The organism is Poriferisphaera corsica, assembly GCF_007747445.1.
Taxonomy (GTDB): Bacteria; Planctomycetota; Phycisphaerae; order Phycisphaerales; family Phycisphaeraceae; genus Poriferisphaera; species Poriferisphaera corsica.
In genome coordinates, this window is record NZ_CP036425.1 from 698,112 (window position 1) to 719,943 (window position 21,832).

Annotated in this window: 21 protein-coding genes; 11 read left to right on the forward strand and 10 right to left on the reverse strand. The window is 50.0% G+C overall.

The features are described 5' to 3' along the window. The first annotated feature begins 26 nt into the window (after nt 1-26). The 5 genes from KS4_RS02735 to KS4_RS02755 all read left to right on the forward strand — a co-directional run bounded on the left by KS4_RS02735 (nt 27) and on the right by KS4_RS02755 (nt 6,896). Entirely contained in the window at nt 27-2,528 is a 2,502-nt protein-coding gene (locus tag KS4_RS02735) for a sodium-translocating pyrophosphatase (protein ID WP_449301132.1), read from the forward strand. Nucleotides 2,529-3,042: 514 nt separating this feature from the next. Then, nucleotides 3,043-3,459: a ribosome silencing factor gene (gene rsfS / locus KS4_RS02740; RefSeq protein ID WP_145074290.1), complete on the forward strand. Its 417-nt coding sequence runs from the start codon at nt 3,043-3,045 to the stop codon at nt 3,457-3,459. Between the two features lie 104 nt (nt 3,460-3,563). Continuing rightward, a complete protein-coding gene (locus tag KS4_RS02745) occupies nt 3,564-4,007 on the forward strand; it encodes a helix-turn-helix domain-containing protein (protein ID WP_145074293.1) in 444 nt (147 codons plus the stop codon). 281 nt (nt 4,008-4,288) lie between these two features. Beyond that, nucleotides 4,289-5,494, forward strand: a complete 1,206-nt coding sequence (locus tag KS4_RS02750; protein WP_145074296.1) for a hypothetical protein — start codon at nt 4,289-4,291, stop codon at nt 5,492-5,494. Nucleotides 5,495-5,603: 109 nt separating this feature from the next. Next, entirely contained in the window at nt 5,604-6,896 is a 1,293-nt protein-coding gene (locus KS4_RS02755) for a hypothetical protein (protein WP_145074299.1), read from the forward strand. A gap of 49 nt (nt 6,897-6,945) precedes the next feature. Here KS4_RS02755 and KS4_RS02760 read toward each other — a convergent pair whose 3' ends face one another. From KS4_RS02760 to larC, 4 genes are all read right to left on the reverse strand, one after another. Continuing rightward, nucleotides 6,946-7,164 (reverse strand): SRPBCC family protein, encoded by a 219-nt coding sequence (locus KS4_RS02760; RefSeq protein WP_145074303.1) that lies wholly within the window; start codon nt 7,162-7,164, stop codon nt 6,946-6,948. Nucleotides 7,165-7,287: 123 nt separating this feature from the next. Next, nucleotides 7,288-8,160: a 4-hydroxy-tetrahydrodipicolinate synthase gene (gene dapA, locus KS4_RS02765; protein WP_145074306.1), complete on the reverse strand. Its 873-nt coding sequence runs from the start codon at nt 8,158-8,160 to the stop codon at nt 7,288-7,290. A 190-nt stretch (nt 8,161-8,350) separates the two neighbouring features. Continuing rightward, on the reverse strand, nt 8,351-8,959 hold the full coding sequence (locus KS4_RS02770; RefSeq protein WP_145074309.1) for a hypothetical protein: 609 nt from the start codon (nt 8,957-8,959) through the stop codon (nt 8,351-8,353). After that, nucleotides 8,956-9,510, reverse strand: coding sequence for a nickel insertion protein (gene larC / locus KS4_RS02775; protein WP_200761498.1), 555 nt, complete (start codon nt 9,508-9,510; stop codon nt 8,956-8,958). Before larC ends, KS4_RS02770 begins: the two co-directional genes overlap by 4 nt. 113 nt (nt 9,511-9,623) lie before the next feature. Between larC and tilS the strand changes: the two genes are divergently transcribed. Then, nucleotides 9,624-10,652, forward strand: a complete 1,029-nt coding sequence (gene tilS, locus KS4_RS02780; RefSeq protein ID WP_145074315.1) for a tRNA lysidine(34) synthetase TilS — start codon at nt 9,624-9,626, stop codon at nt 10,650-10,652. On the opposite strand, the gene KS4_RS02785 is transcribed toward tilS, so the two are convergent. From KS4_RS02785 to dnaN, 4 genes are all read right to left on the reverse strand, one after another. Further along, entirely contained in the window at nt 10,653-11,222 is a 570-nt protein-coding gene (locus KS4_RS02785; RefSeq protein WP_145074319.1) for a dihydrofolate reductase family protein, read from the reverse strand. It abuts the gene before it with no gap. A gap of 91 nt (nt 11,223-11,313) precedes the next feature. Further along, nucleotides 11,314-12,111, reverse strand: a complete 798-nt coding sequence (locus KS4_RS02790) for a PaaI family thioesterase (protein WP_145074322.1) — start codon at nt 12,109-12,111, stop codon at nt 11,314-11,316. A 101-nt stretch (nt 12,112-12,212) separates the two neighbouring features. Continuing rightward, the gene (gene iscX, locus KS4_RS02795) at nt 12,213-12,488 is read right to left on the reverse strand and encodes a Fe-S cluster assembly protein IscX (protein ID WP_145074325.1); all 276 of its coding nucleotides are present in this window, start codon (nt 12,486-12,488) and stop codon (nt 12,213-12,215) included. Between the two features lie 219 nt (nt 12,489-12,707). Continuing rightward, nucleotides 12,708-13,808: a DNA polymerase III subunit beta gene (gene dnaN, locus KS4_RS02800; protein ID WP_145074328.1), complete on the reverse strand. Its 1,101-nt coding sequence runs from the start codon at nt 13,806-13,808 to the stop codon at nt 12,708-12,710. Between the two features lie 376 nt (nt 13,809-14,184). Here dnaN and KS4_RS02805 point away from each other — a divergent pair, with 376 nt between their 5' ends. The 5 genes from KS4_RS02805 to KS4_RS02825 all read left to right on the forward strand — a co-directional run bounded on the left by KS4_RS02805 (nt 14,185) and on the right by KS4_RS02825 (nt 18,488). Further along, complete coding sequence (locus KS4_RS02805; RefSeq protein ID WP_200761499.1) at nt 14,185-14,826, forward strand: GNAT family N-acetyltransferase; 642 nt, start codon at nt 14,185-14,187, stop codon at nt 14,824-14,826. 150 nt (nt 14,827-14,976) lie between these two features. Next, entirely contained in the window at nt 14,977-16,575 is a 1,599-nt protein-coding gene (locus KS4_RS02810; protein WP_145074334.1) for a hypothetical protein, read from the forward strand. Between the two features lie 180 nt (nt 16,576-16,755). Beyond that, on the forward strand, nt 16,756-16,974 hold the full coding sequence (gene rpmI / locus KS4_RS02815) for a 50S ribosomal protein L35 (protein WP_145074338.1): 219 nt from the start codon (nt 16,756-16,758) through the stop codon (nt 16,972-16,974). Between the two features lie 121 nt (nt 16,975-17,095). Then, complete coding sequence (gene rplT / locus KS4_RS02820; protein WP_145074341.1) at nt 17,096-17,455, forward strand: 50S ribosomal protein L20; 360 nt, start codon at nt 17,096-17,098, stop codon at nt 17,453-17,455. Between the two features lie 262 nt (nt 17,456-17,717). Beyond that, nucleotides 17,718-18,488 (forward strand): LOG family protein, encoded by a 771-nt coding sequence (locus KS4_RS02825; protein ID WP_145074344.1) that lies wholly within the window; start codon nt 17,718-17,720, stop codon nt 18,486-18,488. 139 nt (nt 18,489-18,627) lie between these two features. On the opposite strand, the gene rmuC is transcribed toward KS4_RS02825, so the two are convergent. Further along, entirely contained in the window at nt 18,628-20,211 is a 1,584-nt protein-coding gene (gene rmuC, locus KS4_RS02830) for a DNA recombination protein RmuC (RefSeq protein ID WP_200761500.1), read from the reverse strand. A gap of 119 nt (nt 20,212-20,330) precedes the next feature. Then, nucleotides 20,331-21,560 carry a glycosyltransferase gene (locus KS4_RS02835; RefSeq protein ID WP_145074351.1) on the reverse strand — a complete coding sequence of 410 codons (1,230 nt, stop codon included), beginning with the start codon at nt 21,558-21,560 and terminating at the stop codon, nt 20,331-20,333. Nucleotides 21,561-21,832: the final 272 nt, after the last annotated feature.

Sequence of the window (21,832 nt, forward strand, 5' to 3'; positions counted from 1 at the left end):
TAACCGCAGCGCTTAGCGGGCAGGCGATGGCTCAGGATGGCAGTGCAGCCCTTCCGATGCCGTACTATTTGGCGCCGGCAGGTGCTGTTTTGGCTTTGATCATGGCATTCTTCTTCTACAAGGGCTTCATGGCTCAAGATGAAGGCGATGAAAACATGGTCCGTATCGCTCAGGCGGTGCGTGATGGTGCTTATGCCTATCTGAAGCGTCAAGCTAAAGTTGTTTATGCTGTTGTTGCAGTCTTGGTTGTGATCCTGGTGGTCATGGGCTTGGCAGGTCTTCAGTCGGAACTGACTTGGGCTGGTGTTGCGATCGCTTCACTGTTCAGTGGCCTTTGTGGTTACTTGGGCATGAAGACAGCGACCAACGCATCTGCTCGTACTGCATGTGCAGCTAAGAACAGTCTTAATGACGGTTTGAAAGTTGCTTTCCGTGCAGGTGCTGTGATGGGCATGTGTGTGACCGGCTTCGCGCTGCTTGACATTTCAATCTGGTTTGTTGTTCTGACGAAGATCTTCGGCATGGCAACTGAAACGCTGACTGAAATCACAACAATCACATTAAGCTTCGCAATGGGTGCATCACTGCAAGCATTGTTCGCTCGCGTTGGCGGTGGTATCTACACCAAGGCTGCTGACGTTGGTGCTGACCTTGTTGGTAAGGTTGAAGCAGGTATCCCGGAAGACGACGCACGTAACCCAGCAACGATCGCGGACAACGTTGGTGACAACGTTGGTGACGTAGCAGGTATGGGTGCTGACCTTTACGAGTCCTACTACGGTTCGATTCTTGCTGCGATGGCGTTGGCTGCTGCGGCTGCTTACAGCCTTGGCTTGGAATCAACTGATGCGATCAAGCTTGTCATTGCTCCTGCAGCGCTGGCGGGTCTTGGCATCATCACTTCGATCTTCTCCATCTTTATGGTGAAGGCGAAAGACAATGCAAGCTTTAATCAGCTACTCAAGTCATTGCACTTTGGTGTGTGGGTAAGCTCAGGTTTGATCATTCTTGGTTCATTCTTCTTGCTGAAAACACTGATCGGCGGGGAAGCATTCTCGGCTGTGGGTATCAGCTCACTGGGTATCTTTGGTTCGATCGTTTCCGGTCTGGTGGCTGGTCTTGTGATCGCTTGGGGTACTGAGTACTACACTTCATACGAGCATGCACCGACAAAGCGTATTTGCGAACAATCAGAAACTGGTGCTGCGACCGTTATTATTGCGGGTATCGCTGAAGGCATGATTTCAACTTGGATCCCACTGATCACGGTTGTTGTTGCCATCATGTGTGCATTTACTTTTGCGGGTGGTAGCGAACACTTCCTGATGGGTGTGTTTGGCATCGGCATCGCTGCTGTTGGTATGCTTTCAACTTTGGGTATCACGCTCGCAACTGACGCATACGGCCCGATCGCTGACAACGCTGGTGGCAACGCTGAGATGACTCATCAGCCTCCACACGTCCGCGAACGTACTGACATGCTTGATTCATTGGGTAACACGACTGCTGCGACCGGTAAGGGTTTTGCAATCGGTTCTGCTGCTTTGACCGCGATGGCTTTGCTTGCTGCATACGTCACCACCGTTCAAACGAATCTGGACAACCAGATTGTTGAGGGCAACCTGACTGTTCAAGAAGAAATTGCTTATGCAGGTAGCGGCGGCACCTTTACCATCAAGAACGGCGAAGATGTCTTCGGCGGTATTCTTGTCAGTGGTAATAACAAGCAGATCGTGAATGCGATTGAAAGTGGTGAAGCTGTTGCTTACGACGTGAACGCTGAAGTAGTTAAGGGTCATGTTGCTGGCAAAAGCTTTGAAATTGTTAAGGTTAAAGAAGCATCACTTCCAGAGCTGCTTAACTTCTACAACGTGACATTGATGAACCCACGCGTATTGTGTGGTCTGTTCATCGGTGTGATGATGGTGATGGTCTTCTGTGCGATGACGATGAATGCTGTTGGTCGTGCTGCTTACGCGATGATGCGTGAGTGCCGCCGTCAGTTCGTGATCATGAAGAGCCAGTTCAAGAAGGACGGTATGAGCGATGAAGATATCGCTGATCCAATGAAGTGGCCTTTCGAAGTGAAGGCTGATGGCCATGATTATCCTGACTACGCTAGCTGTGTGAATATCTCCACAGGTAGTGCACTCAAGGAAATGGTTATCCCTTCAGTGATGGCAGTTTTGCTTCCGATCGCTGTCGGCCTGATCCTCGGTGTTCCTGGCACAATGGGTTTGCTTGCAGGTACATTGGTTTGCGGCTTCGGCATGGCGATCTTCATGGCTAACGCTGGTGGTGCATGGGACAATGCTAAGAAGTACATCGAAACCGGTGCACATGGCGGCAAGGGTTCTGACAACCACAAAGCAACTGTCGTTGGTGACACAGTTGGTGACCCATTCAAGGACACCTCTGGTCCTTCACTGAACATTCTCATCAAGCTCGTCAGCATCGTGTCTGTCGTGTTTGCTGGTCTTGTCGTGAAGTTCTCACCATTGGTTGCTGAATGGCTGCACCTCGGCTAATTGAGCATCATCTGGTAAGATGAAAAAATCAAAGCTCGGAAGTTTTGGCTTCCGAGCTTTTTTATATTCGTTTTTCACGTTTTGAATTCAGTCATCGTGTATTACTGAAGATCGTGAAGTGAATCGCGTATAGTATAAAAAGGATCGTAATAGGGAGCAGATGACGGGGATGAAAAGCACTATTGTTCTTATTATTAAAAGCGTATATTCTTTGTACGATTCGTGATTTAAGGTGGGTGTTTTGGTTATTATCTTGAGAATTAATTGAGAACGGATTACACTTTGTCGATGTATCTCAGATAGGTTAGCTTGTTTGCAGTTTATGTAAGAGTTTATAGAGCTGCGGGACTGAGTTATTCTGAGAGGTTTGGGGATTGTTAAGAGCTGATTTAACAAAGTGTGTAATTAAAAATATATCGCTAAAATAGATTTTCGCATGTGTTGTTACTTAAATACGTTTGGATAACCAGTAAGTCTAGTGGATAGGGCTTGCGAAAAGAAAACAGATAGAAATATGTCAGATAAAGCTGTTGGATCGCCTGAAGGGGTGAAAGATAACGTGGAAAAATCAGAATCAGAAGACGTGAAGAAATTTGTCATTGAGTCTGCACGTATGCTGAAAGATACACACTGCGAAGATGTGGTGGTGTTGGATGTTTGTGGTGTGAGTCAACTGACGGATTATGTGGTTTTGGCGTCTGGCACATCGGACAGGCAGATGCGTTCGGTGGGTGATGACATTGAGCAACTTGCGAAGAAGAAATATGGGATGACGCGTTTGGGTAGTGAGCGTGATCCTTCGATTACATGGTTGGTATTGGATTTTAGTTCGGTGATGGTGCATTTGTTTGAGCCTGCGACACGGGCTCATTATGATCTTGAGTTGATGTGGGGTGATGGGAAGCGTGTTGCGTGGGAGCGTGATGCGTAGGTGTGATGTGAGTTAAATAACGATATTCTAGCGAATGCTTTGCCCAATCAATCACGTCTGTGGAGCAAAGCGAAGCAAAATATTGGGGGCTGAAAGGAAAGATAATGCCAAATATTCAGCAAATTTTGAAGGAAGAGATTTCGCGTTTAGCGAGAAAAGAAATCAAAGCTCAGATGAGCGGTACGGTCAAGCAGGTTGCTTTGTACCGTAAGGAGATCGTGGCGTTGAAGCGTGAGGTTGCTGGGTTGCAGCGACAGATCGCTTCACTTGAGAAGAGCAATAAGCGTATGAGTACGGCAAAGGTTGAGACTGCTGCCGATGGTCAAGCTGCGATGAAAGGGATTAGCGGCAAGCGTATTGCATCGAAGCGTAAAGCATTGGAAATCAGTGCTGCGGATTTTGCAAAGCTTGTGGGTGCGTCAATGCAATCCGTGTATTTCTGGGAGCAGGGGCGTACAAAGCCTCGTAATGCTCAACTGGTTAAGCTGCATGAGATTATGGGGATCGGCAAACGCGAAGCTAATCGACGATTAGAAGAGATTGGCTAGTCAGTTAATCAATCGGTCAATAAATAAACGAATAAAAAACCCGTGAGTGATCATGGGTTTTTTTGTTATCTCGTGCTGAGTAGAAAAGATGTTGCTGAGTTGCTGGCGATTATTTGCGATTTGGCTGATAGCATTAAGGAATGCATGAGGATGGTACAGAGTAAGGGAAATCTGGGGGTAAGGATTGGTTGGGAATCGGGGGTTATGTGAGAAGATTTGTGATATGATTGTGTGTTGTTTGAGAGCATCAGCCAGGCAATATAAAGACAGGGCATAGAGGCATGATCGAGCGCGTACATCCACCGATTACTGAGAAAGGGCTGCGGCCTGCGCTGCTGTGGGCGGCGTTTTTAGGGAGTAGTTGGACGTGGATTATTGGGATGGTATTGCCGGTGTTGTTGGTGGCGGATTATGGTTTTTGGGGTTGGGCGGTGTTTGCTGTGCCGAATATTTTGGGTGCGGGAGCGATGGGATTTGTGCTGTCGAATGAGGAGATGAGCCGGAAGGTAAGCGGGAAGCATCGGGATATGTGTTTGAGGTTTAGTGAAATCACGGTGGTGTTCCACTTTTTTGTGATCGGCTGGTTGTATCAGTTATTGTTTGGTTGGTGGGGTGTTGGTGCGGCATGCGGGTTTGGTGTGGTGTGTTGGTTGATGGCACAGAAACGTGCGGGAACAATGATCGCGACAGTTTTGGTGACGGCAGCGAGTTTTGTGATGGCTGGGATTGGTTTTGGTTTGAATGGTGCGTGGGAAGGATTGGTTGGTATCGGTGGTGAGGGGCTGAGGTTATCGAGTGAATCGCTGTGGTTTTTCTTGCCTGCAAGTGTGTTGGGGTTTTTGCTTTGCCCGTATTTGGATTTAACGTTTCATAGAGCGAGGCAGTCGACTTCGCCTGGCGTTGGGAAGGCGGCATTCGCGCTTGGTTTTGGTGTTGTGTTCTGCACGATGATCGTATTTACGTTGGCCTATTCGGGGCTGCTTCGGCCGGTGGTTTTGGAAAATAAAGCGATTGAATTGCCGCGGATTTGGTTGGCGATTTTAGCGGTTCATATGACACTTCAGGCAGGGTACACGATCGGGTTGCATGGGCGAGAGATGAATCTGCGGATGGGTAAAGCGGGCGTGATGCGGATGATTTTTCTTGGAGTGGTCGGCGTGTTGTTAGGGTACATGTCGATCGATAGTGGTTGGACGTTGAATGGTCTGACGAGTTCGGAGGTCGCGTATCGAACGTTCTTGATGTGTTACGGTTTAGCGTTTCCGGCTTATGTGTGGCTGTGCATGATCCCGACGTTGCGGAAAGATGTGAGTGGCAAAGGTAGGGCAGTTATTTGGCTGATCGCGACATTGGCGGGCGCGCCGCTAGTGTTCGGATTCTTTGTGATGGGTTATTTGTGGTGGATGGTATACCTTTTGGGTGTATTGGTGCTGGCAAGGGTTGTGGTGGAATTGTTGCCGATGGGGAAAGCTGTTGAAGTGGAATAATGAGATGGGGGTGATTAGTATTTTTGGCGCCTAATCAAGGGTTAGGTGTTTGTTGAATCTGAAATAGAAGTCGGCTTAAGGGCTGATTGATGATCAAGGGACGTTGGATATGGGTTTTAAGTCAGGGCGAGTGACGTATTGCCGGTTTAAAGTGATGGGCGATGGGCCGAGCAGTGTGGATGAGGCTGCGTTGTCGATTTTAAATGAGCATCGGTTCAGAGAGGTGGAGATTGGTGCGCCGGACGAGGTGGAGGTTGGGTTTGTGACGGGGGATCATATTCTTGATACTCAGTTTTCGTATGAGAAAAATGGGTTTGGGAATCTGCTCATGTTTGCGATTCGGATCGACACGCATAAGGTGCCGAGCGAGATGAAGCAGGCGTACAAGATGATGAACGAGCAGGCAGCTGCGTCGGGGAACCCGAGCGGTTTTGCGAGCAAGGCCGATAAGCGCGATGCGAAGGAGTTGGCGGAACGTCAGATCCATGAGGATTTGGCGAGCGGGAAGTATCGTAAGTCGAAGATGGTGCCTGTGCTTTGGGATTTGAAGGCGGGGTATATGTACTTGGGCGGCGCGTCTAATGCAATCATCGAGGAACTGTGTCGTGTGATGCGGCACGCGTTTGCTGTTGATCTTGAGTATGTGAGTGGTGGAACGTATGCAGGGCATAGCTTGCGGGAGAAACATTCGGGTCGGGATTTTGATGATTTTCGGCCGACGAAGTATACGAAGCCGCCTGCGGCTGCGGCGCTGATTCATGATGAAGATGATGCCAGTGGGGATGCGGCATATGGGGGATCGCAAGGGGGCGGCGAGCCGATTGTACCTTGGGTGGCGAAATCAACGGACTTGAAAGATTTTCTCGGTAATGAGTGGTTGATGTGGTTATGGTTTGTGTGCGAAAAGTTTGATGGTCTAATCAGCGCTAAGGTGGATGGGGTTGATGAAGAGATTTTTGTGGCGATTACAAAGTCGTTGCAAATGGAATGCGCGTGGGATGCGGGTGGAAAGGTGTCATTGAGCGGTGATGGGGTGCGTGTATATAAAGAGGCGGGGGAAGCGCTAGTGCAGGGAAAATGGGCGCGTAAGTTTGGGATGATTTTGTCGTCGGGTGAGGACACGTTTGAGCTTAATTTGCAGGGTGATAAATATGTGATTGGTTCAGCGTTACTGCCTGAGATCATGGAGGCAGAGACGCCGCGTGAGATTGTTGAGGCAAGGCTACTGAAGATTATGGTGTTAAGCCAATTGCTTGATGCGGTTTATGATGTGTTTTTGGAACAACGATCAAATACGGGTAAGTGGGCGAATATCAAGAATGAGATGAGTAAGTGGATCAAGGAGCGGAGGCTGGAGAAGGTGGCGGTTGCTATGAAAGAGGAAGTTGTAGCGGCGGGATGATTTGAGTACTCATTAAGAGATAGATGCCCATGATGAAGATCGTGGGTTTTTATTTGAATATTTTGTTAATAATTTTGGTGCGGTAGTTGAAGATTTTGATGAGGTCGTTTTGGATGAAGAGGTGGTTAATGAGTGGGGCGAGTAAGCCGCCGGGTGGGTAGTAGGTGACGCGGTCGTGGCAGATGCAGCCTTGTGGCGAATCCTCGAACCAGTGTTCGTGTCGCCAAAGTTTGTAGGGGCCTTTGAGTTGCTCGTCATGGATTGGCATGTCAAAAAAACAACCCCGTACCAGCGGTACGGGGCTTGAGGTTTGTTGTTCTATCTATCGTTGCGCTGCAATCCAGTTTGGAATTGCAGGTGTTTGTGACGAAGCAGGGGGGGGAGGGGGGATTTAGCGGATGTTGTGTTCTCTTAGGAGGTCTTCGAGGATGGCGCGGGAGGCGGTGGGCATTTCGCAGAGTGGGAGTCGGAGTTCACCGGTGTCGCGGCCGCAGATGGCCATGGCGGTTTTGATAGTGATGGGGTTGGTGGCGAGGGTGAGGCATGCTTTGCAGAGTGGGAAAATGTCGTTGTGGTGCTGGAGCGCTTCAGCGAAGTCGCCATTGAGTGCGGCGGCGGTGAGAGATTTGATTTTTGCGGGGATGATGTTTGAGAGAACGGAGATGACGCCGGAGGCGCCGATGGACATGAGAGGGAGGGTGAGTGAGTCGTCGCCTGAGACGATGGTGAGATCGGTGAGCTGACGGATTTCGGAGGTCATGTCGCATGAGCCGGTGGCTTCTTTGATGGCGACGATGTTGGTGTGCTTGGCGAGACGCGCGACGGTTGGCGCTTCCATGGTGATGCCGGTGCGGCCGGGGATGTTGTAGAGGATGATGGGGATATCGACATTGTCAGCGAGGTGCATGAAGTGGCGATAGAGGCCCTGCTGGTTAGGCTTGTTGTAGTATGGGTTGACGATGAGGGCGGCGTCAGCGCCGACGTCTTTGGCGTGCTTGGTGAGGTTGAGCGCTTCGGTGGTGGAGTTTGATCCAGTGCCGGCAATGATTTTGACGCGGCCGTTGGCTTGTTCGACGACGGTTTTGATGACGTCGCGGTGTTCTTCGTGTGAGAGTGTTGGGCATTCGCCGGTGGTTCCGACGGGGACGAGGCCATCAATCCCTTGGTCGATCTGGTCGTCGACGTTGGCGCGTAGGCGATCGAAATCGACTTCACCTGCACGGAAGGGGGTAATCATGGCGGTATATGCACCTTGCAGTTGCATGGCTTGGCTCCTGTGTGAGCGAGGTTAGGCGGTTACTAAGTGTCCAATCTCCGCGAAGTGAGCCAGAACAGCCGTTGCAGGCACACCACTCATTCCCATCTGTTGAAATGCGGAGAGTGATATTTTAGTCGTTGAAAGGGGGGGAGGACAAATTTTGGTGAAGCGGGAGCAGATATTGAGAGATGGGGGGTTACACGGAGCGGCGGAGGGCGAGGATGAGTTCGATTTTTCCGATGTGCTCGCCGAGGGTTTGGGCGATTTGTGCAGCAGTCTGGCCGGTATCGGCGAGCTGGTAGATGTGCGTGTGGTGGTCGGCTTCGGGTGTGGATTGAGGTTTGGCGGGCGGTTGTGGTTTGGTTGATTGTGCTGGGGTTTCAGGAGGTTGGGGCGGTGTGTGTTTGATTGCAGATGGCGTGGGGCTTGGCGTAGCAGGAGGGGGTGTGGGGGAGGAATTGAGTTGGTTGAGTTGAGCGATGCGGATTTCAGCTTCGTCGAGGAGGCGCTCGAGGGCGATGGTTTTGGCGTCGATCTGGTGGGAAAGACGTTTGCCAAGCTCTTCGATTTCGACCATGAGTGATTCGAGGTCGTTCTTGACGGCGTGTTTGTTTTTCAGACGCTCGAGGTGTTCTTGTGCGGTGACCTGGTCTGTTGTGTGGCGGGTTTTACGTTTGCGGATACTCATCATGAGTGAGGCGATGATGAGGAGTAGGCCGAGGACGAGTACGGCATTCATGACGGTTTCGGGGAGTTCGGCAAGCATGTACAGCGGCTGAATAGATAAGGTGGATATAGGGTTCATGATGGGTCACCTCCATTGGATGAATCGGAGGTGAGTGTGGACAGCAACTCGTTAGCGGCAGCATTGGCGATTTGCTGAACGCGGTTGAGCGGCATGTTGTGTTGTTTGGCAAGCTTGGCGAGTGTGTCGTGTTCGGGTTTGGCTGAGAGGGGTAAGTTATTAAGTGATGCGACTTTGATAGGGATTTGGCCGAGGGGTGAGGGGGCGTGGTGGATGACGCGGTCTAATGTAATGCGGTCACGTGTGTGATAGCGGAGGCCGATGGCGCCGGTTTCGGTGAGCAATGCGATGGCGAGGCGATCACGGTCTTGCGGTGCGCAGAGGAGGGAGAGTTGATGGGCTGGGCGGGATTTTTTCATGACGATGGGGGTTGCCCAGACATCAAGGGCGCCGAGCTCGAGAAGTTTATCGATGGTGTGGCCGAGGAGCTCGGGGGTAGCATCGTCGAGATTGACGGTGATTTCGATGACTTGCTGCGCAGGCTGATCCGCGAGGTGGGATGAATTTGTAGCGGATTGTGCTTGGCTGCTGCCCAATGGATGCTCCGTCATCGTATACTTGGGTGAGTTGTTGGAAATGAAACGTGTGGTTGTGAAAGAGGCTGAGTGAATGAAGTGGCTCAGCTTGAAGGGCATTTTAACGTAAATGCGTGAGGATGTGAGGCTTGGATTTTAAGAAGCGTGCGAAAATCTCGTATCACCCAGTTGTGAAAGCGATCGCGCGCAGTTTGAAAGCTGCTGAAGTTATTAAACCGCGAGGTGAGGTGGCGGTTGTAGTGGGGGTTAGCGGTGGCGCGGATTCGGTGGCTTTGCTATTGGGGATGCATGCGTTGAGCCAGCGGCGCGGCTGGGGAATGCGGCTTGTCGTGGGACATGTACAGCATCACTTGCGGGGTGATGAGGCAGAAGCGGATGCGTTGTTCGTTGAGGATTTGGCGAAGCATTTAGGGCTGGCGTATGAGCGACGTGATCTTGATCTACGTGAGGCAAAGAATATTGAGGAGGCGGCAAGGCGGGGGCGGTATGAAGCCTTAGGTGAGATTGCTGTGCAGGCTGATTGTGTGTGGGTTGCGACAGCCCATCATGCGGACGATCAACTAGAGACGGTATTGATGCGATTGTTGCGTGGGGCAGGGGCGCGGGGACTGCGGGGGGTGGCGAAGGTGCGGTCGTTGGTTGAGGGAGTGAAAATTGTGCGGCCGCTTTTGGGGGTAGGGAAGGAACAGATTGAGAAGTTTTTGTGTGAAACGGAGCAAGATTGGCGAGAGGATCATACTAATGCGGATGTGGAGCGGTGGCGTGCGAAGTTGCGGCATGAGGTGTTGCCGGTGCTGAAGGAAATTCGGGGTGATGCGGCGATCAAGGCGGTGCAGCTTGGTGATCGGATGCGCGGATTGGAAGGTGTACTGCAAGATGCAGTGGCTGAGGTTATCGAGAATGATGCCCGGGAGGTGGATGGTGTATTTCATCTACCACGTGATCGGGCTAGGCAATGTCGAGAGATTGTGTTGATGGGTGTTTTGCGATCGCTTGCAATGTTAAAAGGTGTGGATTCGGATCGGTGTGGTGAGCGGGAACTTGGGCCGATTACAAAATCTGTGAGAGATCAGCAAGGCGGTATGCGGCAGTTTGAACTGTATGGGGGTGTGAGAGTTGTGGTAACGCGCGACAGCGTTTTAATTTCTAATAACTAATTAGAGTGTACAGGTGTTGATTTGATAGGTGCTTTGTGTGATGCCGGTGTTGAAAGATTCGGTGTGTTTGTGTGTGAGCGAGTAGTGTTGGGAAAGGCTTGAAAACAAGGGGATACCTGATCCGAGGATAATGGGGATGCGAGTGATAATGATTTCACTGAGCAGATTGGCTTGTAGGAACCGTGAGATCGTAATGCCGCCATCAATATAAAGGTGATGGAAACCACGTTGTGCTAGAGTGTCTATGATTTGATTAGGCTCTAGTCCACACAATGTTTCGACAGTTTTTGGCAATTTTGGAGCGATTTCATAATCTGAATGTGAAGTTAGAATGATGACGGGTTTCTCGCCGTATGGCCACTGGTCGATGAGCGGAGTAATCACATCAAGGGTTTTTCTTCCCATGACCAAAGCGTCTATGCTGTTGATAAATTTATGAAAGCCGTAAATATCGGGGTCGGATGGTTGTTCAGTGATATCAGGATTGGTTGTTGAAAGAAAATCGACGCCATGTTTTGCATCTGCGATATAGTTATCGATTGAGGTTGCGATATAAGCGGTTGTTTTCATGTTAAGATTGTACGGTGCATGTTTTATTTTGGAATAAAAAAACACTGAGTTTTTAGGCTTAGTGTTTATGTTTTATATTGTTATCGTTTATTTATTTCTTCGCAGCATTCGCCCGTTTCATCCAGACATCGCGACGTTTGCGGTAGTGAGATTTTGGTGTGATGTGGAAGTGAGCGGTTGACCTACCTACGCGGCGTTGCCGTTTGTTCGATGGGTTCACCATCTGCACGATATTCATCTTGACGGTCAGATTGAACTCGTTGCCTGTTTCGATCAGTGCATCAAGGTCTTCTTCCGTGGTGATCCGATAAACCGCTGGGCCGTAGCATGGGCGGAGGAAGTCATACGAGAGGTGCTTGCATACAACCGTGTAGTCTGCGCCGCATTTCTGGAATACGTACATCCCGCCAGCGACTTCAGAGTTGGCCAACAAGGCGCCGCCAGCCATTGCCGAGTACCAGTTACGATTGTGTCGACGAAACGGCAAGATGGCTGAGAATGTGCCCACATCGCCGTGATGAATCTTGATTCCAGATCGGAATGCTAATGGTAAAAAGATCCAAGACGTCAGCCTGTGCCAAAAATTGTTCTTCGTCGAAAGCTCGGAAAGTTTGCGTTCACCTTTGGTGATCATGCGTGAGAGCCATGACCTTGAATCTTCTTCCGCACCTGGGATCTTGATTTCTGTGACGCGGTTTTGTTCTTTTTCAGCAGGCTGTTCTTCTTCTGCTTGCTTGTCGGTAGCTGCTTCGTTGTCAGTATTCGCGCAACTGCAGCAGCATGAACCTTTCTGTTCACTGTCTTGTGATTCAGCCGAACCAATCGCCTCGTTGTTTTCACTAACACAGGCTTGATCGACGGCTTGGGCTGTTGCTTCGGCTGGCTTCATGCGGCTCACTTCGTTGTACTAATCTAGGTATGAACTTCGGTTGATCGCATTTGCGATCGATACTGCTTGTGTGGTGCGTTGTCGCTGTGTGGACAGGTTTATTATCTGTATGGCATATTGGGCGAATACGATTCCTTGTCGTCATCATTTTCGCCGTCAGCTTCTTGTTTTTCCTCGTACCATCCAACCTGGATCGCTTCCAAAATCTGCTCATTGACAGATTGCCCGGGGTCAGGCTCGAATCCTTCAAGATTCTCTACCATTTCGCGTAGTTCTGGAAACGTCACCTTTAGGGGTTCAACGTCGGGAAATTTTTCATATAAGCCGAGACAGATGTCATCAATGTCTGTCCAGCTAAATGTATCAGGGGAAGGCATGGGCTGATCCCTTTGATCATTGTTCTTTGTTTACGGGTGCTCCTGCAATTTGTTCACGTAGGTATACACCTTGGCTCTATTGTAGCGAATTGGGCAGGATGGCCCAATTGTGATCTTATATCAGATCCAATTCCTTGATGAGATTGCCAAACTCCTGCTATATAAAAAAAGCTGCAGCGTAAACTGCAGCTTTCTCATGATTTGTTTATATTTTTTGCGCTACTGGAGGTTCACAGGCATGATCACGTATAAAAACTGTGGCCCAGTACGCAAAACACCCGGCTTGTTAGGGGCTTTCATGTCGATATGGACTTGAGATTCGTCCGCGACTTTAAGTGCGTCTAGTAAATACTGCGGGTTGAACCCAATCTCGACCTCATCGCCCACATATTCATCGATCTCGACCTTGATCTCGGCTTCGCCCATCTCGGGTGCTCTTGATGACAGTGTCAGGCCAGCCTGATCGAATGCCATGCGAACACCCTTGGATTCCTCATTTGTCAGCAAAGCTGCTCGGCGAACCGCGGATACAAGCACGTCCGTTGCAATCGTCACCTTCTTATCGCCATCCTTCGGAATGACATCTGCATATGGCGGGAAGTTGCCTTCGACCAGATTTGTTGACAGCGTTGCTTCCTCTGTCGCAAACATGATTTGGCCATCCTTCATCTTCACAGACACTGTCTGCTCTGCATCATCAAACAAGCGTAGCAGCAGGTTCAACGCCTTTGTCGGCACGATCGCGGACTGCGGTGTGTCGTTATGTGACGTGCACATCCCTTTTGCTAACGCCAGGCGGTGGCCGTCTGTTGCGACAACTGTTAGTTTGTTTTTTTCTCGTTCAACCAAAACCCCATTGATTGCATACCGTGAGTTTTCACGGGCAGTTGCAAAAATCGTCATCGCGATCAATCGGTGCAATTCTTCCGCAGAGACTTCAAAATCCGGGTCGCCGTCATACTCTGGGATTGGCGGATAGTCTTCGATATTGTGCCCATAAATCGTGAACTTTGAGTCTTGCCCCGTGATCTTTGCAGCTTCGTCATTCGCTTCGATCGTCAGCGTTGCATCAATTGATTCACGCACAATGGCTAACAACTTATCAGAAGGCACGAGCATGTCGCCAGACTCCGCAACCTCAACACGAGGTGTCGTCAGCTTCACAGCTACTTCCATATCTGTGCCCGACAACGTTAATGCGCCATCATTCGCGGTCACCTTAATGCAGCTCAGCACAGGCTTCGGGGTTCGGCTAACGATAACGCCGCCGACTAGATTCAGTGACTCGACAAGCGCTCCGCGATCGCAAATGACTTTCATTATGGTTGCACCTTTTATGGTCTCTGTTGGTCGTGTAAATTGCGTGAGTACTTCGCTCAGGTTTTAGTCCAGTCGTCAGACGCAGACTGATGCCATGACATACTTTTTACTTCATGACCTGCTGGTCAACGGTTCAAGTAATTTCGCAAAACACGCTAAATGCAGAGAAATTGCGTAATACTTCGTATGCTAAAAGTACCGCCTAGGGGGCCAGTGGGCAAGAAATTCGAGCTTATTCCAAGGCAACCCCCCAGCGGGTGGATTGGTTGTCCAAAACTTGGGGATAGAGATGGGGTACGCTCCGTAAATCGTGTTAAGTTAGGGTGAATATGAGGTTTGTGATGTTTTTTTGATAGCGCGACGATAGATTTCAATGATGACCAAGATCGATAGCGAATCCATCAATATCAGGCTCTATCAGCCTCAGGACGCCGATGCCTTGGCAGGCATTCTGGTTGGTGCATTCCGCGGCAAGTTCCAGCGGCTTGCGAATCTCGACGAACCCTCGATGAGGCAAATGCTCCTTGATGCCGGTTTTGTCGGCCCGCACGGACATCCCGGTTTATGGGTTGCTGAAAAAGATAATACCGTTCTTGCCGCCATGTCACTCAAGTGGCAGCAGCAAAAACGCGGTTCTGAAGGCAGCCTACGCGGTATTCTCCGTGTTTGTCTGCGTCACGGTTTCACCCGCATTGGTCGTTTTATGATCGGGATGTGGCTACTCGAAGAACAAATCCAAAAACAAGACTGCTACATCGAATACCTTGCTGTCAGCGAATCAGCACAAGGCCTCGGCCTCGGCACGCAATTACTCAAAAAAGCCCAAACTGAAGCATCAGCTCTCCGCGCACAACTTGGCTTTGAGCGAATTTCGCTCCATGTTGCGGGCGGTAACACGGGCGCTCAGCGTCTCTATCAACGATTTGGCTTCACTGTAGAACGAACGATCCAAAGCCATCTCTCGCGCCGCATCCTTGGCGAATCAATATGGCATTTTATGTCAAAATCCCTTGATTAAACTGCTAATTACTTTCAACATAACTGTTTATAATGCGAAGAAATGATGTAATAGGGACCTGTTTATCAGGAAATTCGTGTCAATAAAGTGCCGATAAATTGTACTATGAGGAGTCGAGGTCTAAAGTATGTCATATCTCGCAAACAAGGCATGATTGCTTTAACAGTCATTGCATGGTCAGCGTTGATCGCGCCGAAGATGGTGGCTGCAGATCCGCTGGCCTTTTTTCATGATTTCACGCCACTCGTCCAATCTAATGAAGCATGGTCGCTCCAAAAAGGTTCTGTTATCGCCAGCAGCGACGGCAAGCATGCCGCCGGCATCGTCGGTGAAATGTTGCACTCTGGCGTCATGATGGCTGTGATGTGCGATCAGAAAATCCTTGGTCGGCCCGCCCCGCGACCACTGATCGCCTTCGCTCCGAAAACCGATCAGCTATTTCGCTTGTACGGACAGCTCAATTATTTTCGTATCAACTTCCCAGGCATCCCGGTCAACACACGCGTTCCTGAACCGATCAGTTCTGTGCTATTCTCACCCGAAGGCAAACAGTTTGCTTACGTCGGTAAAGATGCAAACAAGCGAATGATTGTTCATAACGGTGTTGTCGGCCCCCCTATGCGACGAATAGATCATCATTCGATTCAATTTGGAAAAGACACGATCGCTTATGCCGCAAGTGACGGTTCCACATGGCGCATGATTATCGATCGTTTTGTCGACACAGATTATACCGCGGTTCGCGATAGCCTCGCCGTTTCGCCTCAAGGCAACACCGCAGCCTATCTTGCCATTAGAGATGGCAAATGGCATGTCATCAGAGATTTAGGTTTAAGCAAGGATGGCAAGCGAAATAGACTTGTTTCTCAGGGTTTTATGCTTGCCAAATCTCCGGTCATTGTTTCCGATGACGGCTCAGTCACGGCCGCATGGGTGCAAATACAAGGCGGCATATGGCAGCTTGCAATCAACGGTAAAATCAATGAGGCCTATGCAACGACCAAACCCGGCAACATCGCTATTCGTCAAGACGGTAAACAAATCGCAGCTGCGATTAAAAGCGCCGATGGCCGTTGGCAGCTCATTGTTGACGGAAAACTCATAGCTACGTGTGATGGCATCGGTGAGAACTCACTCCGATATACCCAATCTCAAAAACACCTCATCGCCGGCATGAAGTGGAACGGACTCTGGTATCTCTGCGTCGATGGTAAGCTCGGCGAACCCAGCACCGCAATGATGACCGACGCCTATCAAGAATCCCCCAACGACACCTTCCTCTATGCCGGGCGAACCTCGCTCGGCCGCTGGCGTGTCATGCAGGTCGACCTTGCCAAAAACAACCAAACCGTTTGGCGATCCAGTGAGTACGACGGTATCCAGCCAGGCAGCCTCGTTATCTCACCTGATCAGCAGCGCGTCGCTTTCGTCGGCCGCTACGACAGTCGCGCGTGCCTCGTTGTCGGCAATCAGATGCTCGCCCTTCGCCGATGGATGGGGACACCTGTTTTCTCTCCTGATTCTCAGCACGTCGCAGTTCTCGCCTCAAAAGGCCAACAATTCGAGCTGCTCATCGATGGTAAATCCGTCGGGGAGCCATTCTTTGCCGTTCTGCCCAGCGCCCAGCCTGCTTGGGATGGTGCTGACGAGGTTAATGTCGTCATTGAACGCCAACAGCACCGTTTCGCACGCCTCCGTGTCGGCGCGGCCCATCAATCTGAAGAGACCACCGTTTCAGGTAGCGAGTAATTGGCGTAAAATCTTTTTATATAACAAATTAAGGCAATATATGCCTTGTGTTTTGTTAACGCATTCCACAGTCGATACACACCTTTCTGCGTTGTATTCAGCACCCAATCCCCTTAAGTTGCATAGCAGAGTAGGGCGGGTACAATATTTGGCTCGATTGAGCTTCAGGAAAGGTACGTTATGCCCAAGCTGAAATCCCATAAAGGTTTACTTAAGCGCGTCAAGATCACTGCCAAGGGCAAAGTGAAGTGGCGTAAGCCGTTTAAGGGTCACCTCAACTCGCACATGAGTGGCGACAAGCTTCGTAAGCTTCGTGGCACCGCATTGGCGACCAAAGGCGACATTAAGCGTTTGAAGATTATGCTTCATCGTCCGCTCAAAGCAGGCGACGCTGAGTAAAGAAACCGTTTCATGAATCAGGCAGAGTGGCCCAATTTGGCCATGTCTGCGTTTCTGCGAGCCGGGAAACAAGCATCTGACATCAAGTTCAGATCTCCGTCATCGCGAAAAGGAGTACACCATGCCACGCACACAAAAAGGTGCAGCACGCCGTCAGGCGAAAGTACGTGTTTTTAAGAAGGCAAAGGGTTATCGCGGATCGCGCCGTACACAATGGCGTCGCGTCCAAGAGGCCGTTGTCCGAGCAGGCGTCATGGCCTACCGTGACCGCCGTCAAGTAAAACGCGAGTACCGTAAACTTTGGATTGTCCGTATCAACGCAGCTTGCAAGATGCGCGACATCAATTACAGCCGATTTGTTCAAGGCCTCAAAGCCGCGAATATCGTGCTCAACCGCAAAATGCTCAGTGAGATCGCTATCCACGACGAGGCCGCATTCGACGCAATCGTCGAAAAAGCCAAAGCCGCTCTGGCAGCTTAATCCACAACGCATAAAAAACTGCTGACTTTTCAGTTGTTTATACGTACAATGATACGCCGGGTCTTTGAGAATCGAAGGCCCGGTTTTTACGCGCCGAATCAAAATCGGTATGCGTAAATTCCATGTGAGTTGGGTTGTTTTTCCCTGTAAAACAAGGGAATATGTGAGAATTGCCGGAGGTTTGTTTCCGTGCCTGTGCGGTATTGAAATTAAGTGAATTGATTTATTTTTTTGTTTCTTTTTAGATCGAAGGAGTGATCTCATGCCATTAGATAGAGATGTGGCCCTGAATCGCGAGACCTGGAGACTCTTTCGAATCATCTCCGAATTTGTCGACGGCTTCGAAGTCATGTCAGAAGTCGGCCCAGCGGTATCGGTATTTGGTTCGGCACGCACAAAACCAGACGACCCCGTCTATCAACGAGCTGTGGAATGTGGCAAGAAAATCGTTGATAAGGACTTTGCCGTCATTACCGGCGGCGGCCCCGGTGTCATGGAAGCTGCTAATAAAGGCGCATTCGACGCCGGCGGTAAATCAATCGGGTTGAACATCAACCTCCCAATGGAGCAAGATCCAAACCCATTCCAAAACTACGAACTTTCTTTCCGTTACTTCTTTGTGCGCAAAGTCATGTTCGTTAAGTACGCATGCGGTTTCATCATCTTCCCAGGCGGCTTCGGCACCATGGATGAAGTTTTTGAAGCCCTCACCCTTATCCAGACTCTTAAGATCGAGCCTTTCCCTGTTGTGCTCGTTGGTACGGATTTCTGGAGCGGTCTCCTCGACTGGATCAAAGACACCATGCGTGATCGTTACAAAACAATCTCGCCTGAGGACATTGATCTTTTTCATGTTACCGATGATGTGGATGAAGCCATCGAGTATGTTACGAGCCGCTTCAGCCAGGATCAGTGGGATCAACGCACCGAACCCACCATCCCGGAGCCAATTATTCAGCAAGTTAAAAAAGGCGCAACTGGCCGCGTGGCACCTGAAGTGTCGCAACTGGTTGATCAGCCAAACGAAAGTTGATGATATGCATCCATGTGGGGGGAGTTTAAAATTGCTGTTGCTGTTGTGCGTCTGGCTAACACACAGTTAGTCGGTCGCATGACTGATTGTTGCGAAGTGCCCGTCGATGGTTTCGACGGGCCGCTTTTTTATAGGCTTTTTATTCATCGATTTGATCGTTCTCAGGCAAGATCTTCATCTGTTGATCATTCCCCGCTTCAACATGATCCGTCACCGAGCTGGGAATCACCTTCACCTCACGTGGCAGCGCATCAATCTGATCCATTTGATCCGGCAGTGCCTTCTTCGGTTCGGCCGCCTCTAAATCCTCGAACTTCCTTGCCTGTGTCACGACCCTTGATTCAAATGAACTCGTAAACTGGTTGAAGTGCTTTACTGTATTCCCCACAGCCTTCCCAAGCTTCTCCAAGTGACCTGTACACGTTGAGATGCGTTTGTGGAGCTCCTTCCCAGCCTCACTAATCTTTCTTGCATTTTCAGCCAGCGCTTCTTCACGCCAGCCCACCGCAACAGTCTTCAGCAACGCGATCAATGTTGAAGGCGTCGCAATCACAATCCCCTTACTGAACGCATCCTCCAACAGCGTTGGCCGCTCTTGGACTGCGGGCTGCAAGAAGCTTTCAGCCGGGATAAACATCACCACAAATTCCGGCGTCCGCTCAAACTGTGCTTGGTAATCTTTCTTATGCAAGCTATCCACTTGCGTCAGAATATTCTTTGTATGGCGCCTTAAATGCCCATCTTGATCTGCTTTTGATACCGCCTCAATCGCTGATAAGTAAGCATCTAATGGCGTCTTCACGTCAATCACAATATCCCGATTGCTCGTCAGGTGCACCACTGTATCCGGCCTCAACTTCCCGCCTGCTGTTGAAACCTGCTTGTCATAATTCAACCCTTCTCTGAATCCTGCCATCTCAAGCAATTTCTCGAGATGCATCTCGCCCCACTGTCCCCGCACCTCTGGTCGCTTTAACGCAGTCACCAACTTCTGCGTTTCATCCTTCAGCATTCGCTGATCTTCGATCATCTTTTTGATCGTTGCCGACAACTCGCCATGTGATTGCTTCCGATCTCTTTCTAATACATGAATAGTCTCGTCGTAAGCCTTCAGCTTCTCTTTGATCGGATCAACCAGATTCTTGATCGCGTCTTTGCGTTTCTCAAGTTGCGCTTTCGCATCCTTCTGCTCGCCCTTGAATTGCTCCTTTGCAAGCTGTAAAAATGCTTTGTTCGATTTCTCTAACGTTTGGCCTGCGATCGACTCAAACGATTCTTTAGCCTGCTTCTGCAGCTTCTCAAATTGATCCTTTAGCTGCGCCTCTCGCTTCGCCGCTTCCTCACGCAGCGTCTGCTCATGCTTTTTCGTCGATTCTTCTTTTTCTAGCATCAACTCATCAAATTGCCGCCGTTGCTTTTCAATTTCCTCACCCATCCGTTCGCTTAACGACTCATTATCGCGCATGAGCTGTTTCTGTTTCTCTTCTGCCAAGGCCAACGACGTCTTCGTATCAGCAATCTGCTGCTCGAACGTCTTCAGCTCCGCTGCTTGGTTTTCGGTGATCTGAGTTTGCTCAGCCAGCTGCGCGGCTGCCGCCTGCTTCTCGCCAAGGCTTATTTCCGACTGCTTTTTTGCCCCCATCAGCTTGGCGTATAGCACCCCCGCCGCACCTAAAGCCACCAAAAACAACACCAGCATTATGATTGTAATAGGATCATTCATGCCGCCGATTGTACCAGCCTGCAGCATAAAATGAGAGAGGCAAAACCATCACGCTGACAGCTACCTGTCACCGCAATATCGCTTCAATATCCAACTGATTCCTCCACCGTCCGCCTAACTTACCCCTTCTCAACGCGACTTTTCTTCCTGCCCCCGTACTCCTGAAACAGATTTGCCAGCCGGCGCGCTTCCTGCATCGCATTATGCTTCTCCGCCACCATTTTTCTGCCTTGTCTGCCCATCTCTTCTAGTTTCTGATCGTCCGATCCAAATGCCTCGCGCATTGCTTTTGCCAATTCACCCACATCGCCCGCCGGGATCAGCCAGCCATTCTGTTCGTTGACCAATTCAGGTATCCCCGCCACGTACGTACTGATCACCGGTCTGCCCAGCGCCAGCGCCTCCATGATCACCACCGGCAGCCCCTCACCAAAACTCGGCAGCACCATCACGCGGCTCATCTCAATCAGCTCAACAATCTCTCCCGTACTCTGCCACCCCGTAATCGTCACGTGTTCTTCCAACCGATACCGTTTAATCAGTTGCTCGACCTCATGCCGCATCTCCCCATCGCCTGCAAGAATCAATTCAAAATCTAATCGCTCATCACGCAGTCTTTTAGCCGCTTGCATTAACAGCAACTGCCCCTTTTGCTCGCACAACCTGCCCACGCAAACCATTTTCCTGCTCGTTTCGATTGGTCGTAGCGGAGTCTCTAGAAAATTCGCATTCACCCCGCAATGAATCACCTTGATCTTCGGCCACTCATCGTGATGACACCAACGATACAACTGACTCTTTCCAAAACTACTAATCGCAACCACAAATTCCGCTTCAACAATTTTTCGATTCAGGTGAATCCCAGTCGGTTTATCAAACTCTTCAGGCCCGTGTACCGTGAAACTAAACGTTGGCCCGCCCAACAACTTGCACAGCATCGCTACGGTCGTCGGATTCGTTCCGAAATGCACATGCACATGCTGAACTTTATCCTTCTTCGTCCACCGATATAGCACCGTCGCTTCCATCAAATAAACTAGATGGATTAGCAATCCCCGCTCACTCCGCCAGCCAATCCGAAAGACTTCCAAGCAAGCCTTTAGCCAACCAATCGGATGTCGCATTTTCACACACGCCACCGCCCACAGCATCGCCAGCCCCCCGGACGCCAAAATGATCTTAGTCTTCGGCAACTCTGCCGTATCTAACGGATCAACTAAATTATCTGGCGTTTTACGAATCGAATAACGCATCACCTCAAAACCCTGTGCTTCCAATGAAGTAATCTCTCGTCTGATAAACGAGTGACTCACCTTCGGGTATTGATTTGTTAAATAAGCAATTCTCATACGTTATTCGTTTCCCATGGGTCATCGCTGACGCGTCTTACATCGACCACTCTCTCTCATGACTCAATCCACCCTCAATCTTAGCCGCAATTTCTTATCCCATACCCAACACTCGATGTTACCCTTGTGATTCGCCAGTGTTCTTCATACCAATAAGCAATGGTGGATCTTGTCTTCTGGCATTGGCCAGCAATAACAATGTTGCCCATCAAGGATATTGATTCATCAGCCCCATTGCTTGTATGAAATGGCTTCCCATCCCTCAGTTTTTA

Bases quoted from the DNA above. Each gene is read 5' to 3' on its own strand.
- KS4_RS02735 (WP_449301132.1), top strand. From the start codon at position 27: ATGGCTCAGGATGGCAGTGCAGCCCTTCCGATGCCGTACTATTTGGCG.
- rsfS (WP_145074290.1), top strand. From the start codon at position 3,043: ATGTCAGATAAAGCTGTTGGATCGCCTGAAGGGGTGAAAGATAACGTG.
- KS4_RS02745 (WP_145074293.1), top strand. From the start codon at position 3,564: ATGCCAAATATTCAGCAAATTTTGAAGGAAGAGATTTCGCGTTTAGCG.
- KS4_RS02750 (WP_145074296.1), top strand. From the start codon at position 4,289: ATGATCGAGCGCGTACATCCACCGATTACTGAGAAAGGGCTGCGGCCT.
- KS4_RS02755 (WP_145074299.1), top strand. From the start codon at position 5,604: ATGGGTTTTAAGTCAGGGCGAGTGACGTATTGCCGGTTTAAAGTGATG.
- KS4_RS02760 (WP_145074303.1), bottom strand. From the start codon at position 7,164: ATGCCAATCCATGACGAGCAACTCAAAGGCCCCTACAAACTTTGGCGA.
- dapA (WP_145074306.1), bottom strand. From the start codon at position 8,160: ATGCAACTGCAAGGTGCATATACCGCCATGATTACCCCCTTCCGTGCA.
- KS4_RS02770 (WP_145074309.1), bottom strand. From the start codon at position 8,959: ATGAACCCTATATCCACCTTATCTATTCAGCCGCTGTACATGCTTGCC.
- larC (WP_200761498.1), bottom strand. From the start codon at position 9,510: ATGACGGAGCATCCATTGGGCAGCAGCCAAGCACAATCCGCTACAAAT.
- KS4_RS02785 (WP_145074319.1), bottom strand. From the start codon at position 11,222: ATGAAAACAACCGCTTATATCGCAACCTCAATCGATAACTATATCGCA.
- KS4_RS02790 (WP_145074322.1), bottom strand. From the start codon at position 12,111: ATGAAGCCAGCCGAAGCAACAGCCCAAGCCGTCGATCAAGCCTGTGTT.
- iscX (WP_145074325.1), bottom strand. From the start codon at position 12,488: ATGCCTTCCCCTGATACATTTAGCTGGACAGACATTGATGACATCTGT.
- dnaN (WP_145074328.1), bottom strand. From the start codon at position 13,808: ATGAAAGTCATTTGCGATCGCGGAGCGCTTGTCGAGTCACTGAATCTA.
- KS4_RS02805 (WP_200761499.1), top strand. From the start codon at position 14,185: ATGACCAAGATCGATAGCGAATCCATCAATATCAGGCTCTATCAGCCT.
- KS4_RS02810 (WP_145074334.1), top strand. From the start codon at position 14,977: ATGATTGCTTTAACAGTCATTGCATGGTCAGCGTTGATCGCGCCGAAG.
- rpmI (WP_145074338.1), top strand. From the start codon at position 16,756: ATGCCCAAGCTGAAATCCCATAAAGGTTTACTTAAGCGCGTCAAGATC.
- rplT (WP_145074341.1), top strand. From the start codon at position 17,096: ATGCCACGCACACAAAAAGGTGCAGCACGCCGTCAGGCGAAAGTACGT.
- KS4_RS02825 (WP_145074344.1), top strand. From the start codon at position 17,718: ATGCCATTAGATAGAGATGTGGCCCTGAATCGCGAGACCTGGAGACTC.
- rmuC (WP_200761500.1), bottom strand. From the start codon at position 20,211: ATGAATGATCCTATTACAATCATAATGCTGGTGTTGTTTTTGGTGGCT.
- KS4_RS02835 (WP_145074351.1), bottom strand. From the start codon at position 21,560: ATGAGAATTGCTTATTTAACAAATCAATACCCGAAGGTGAGTCACTCG.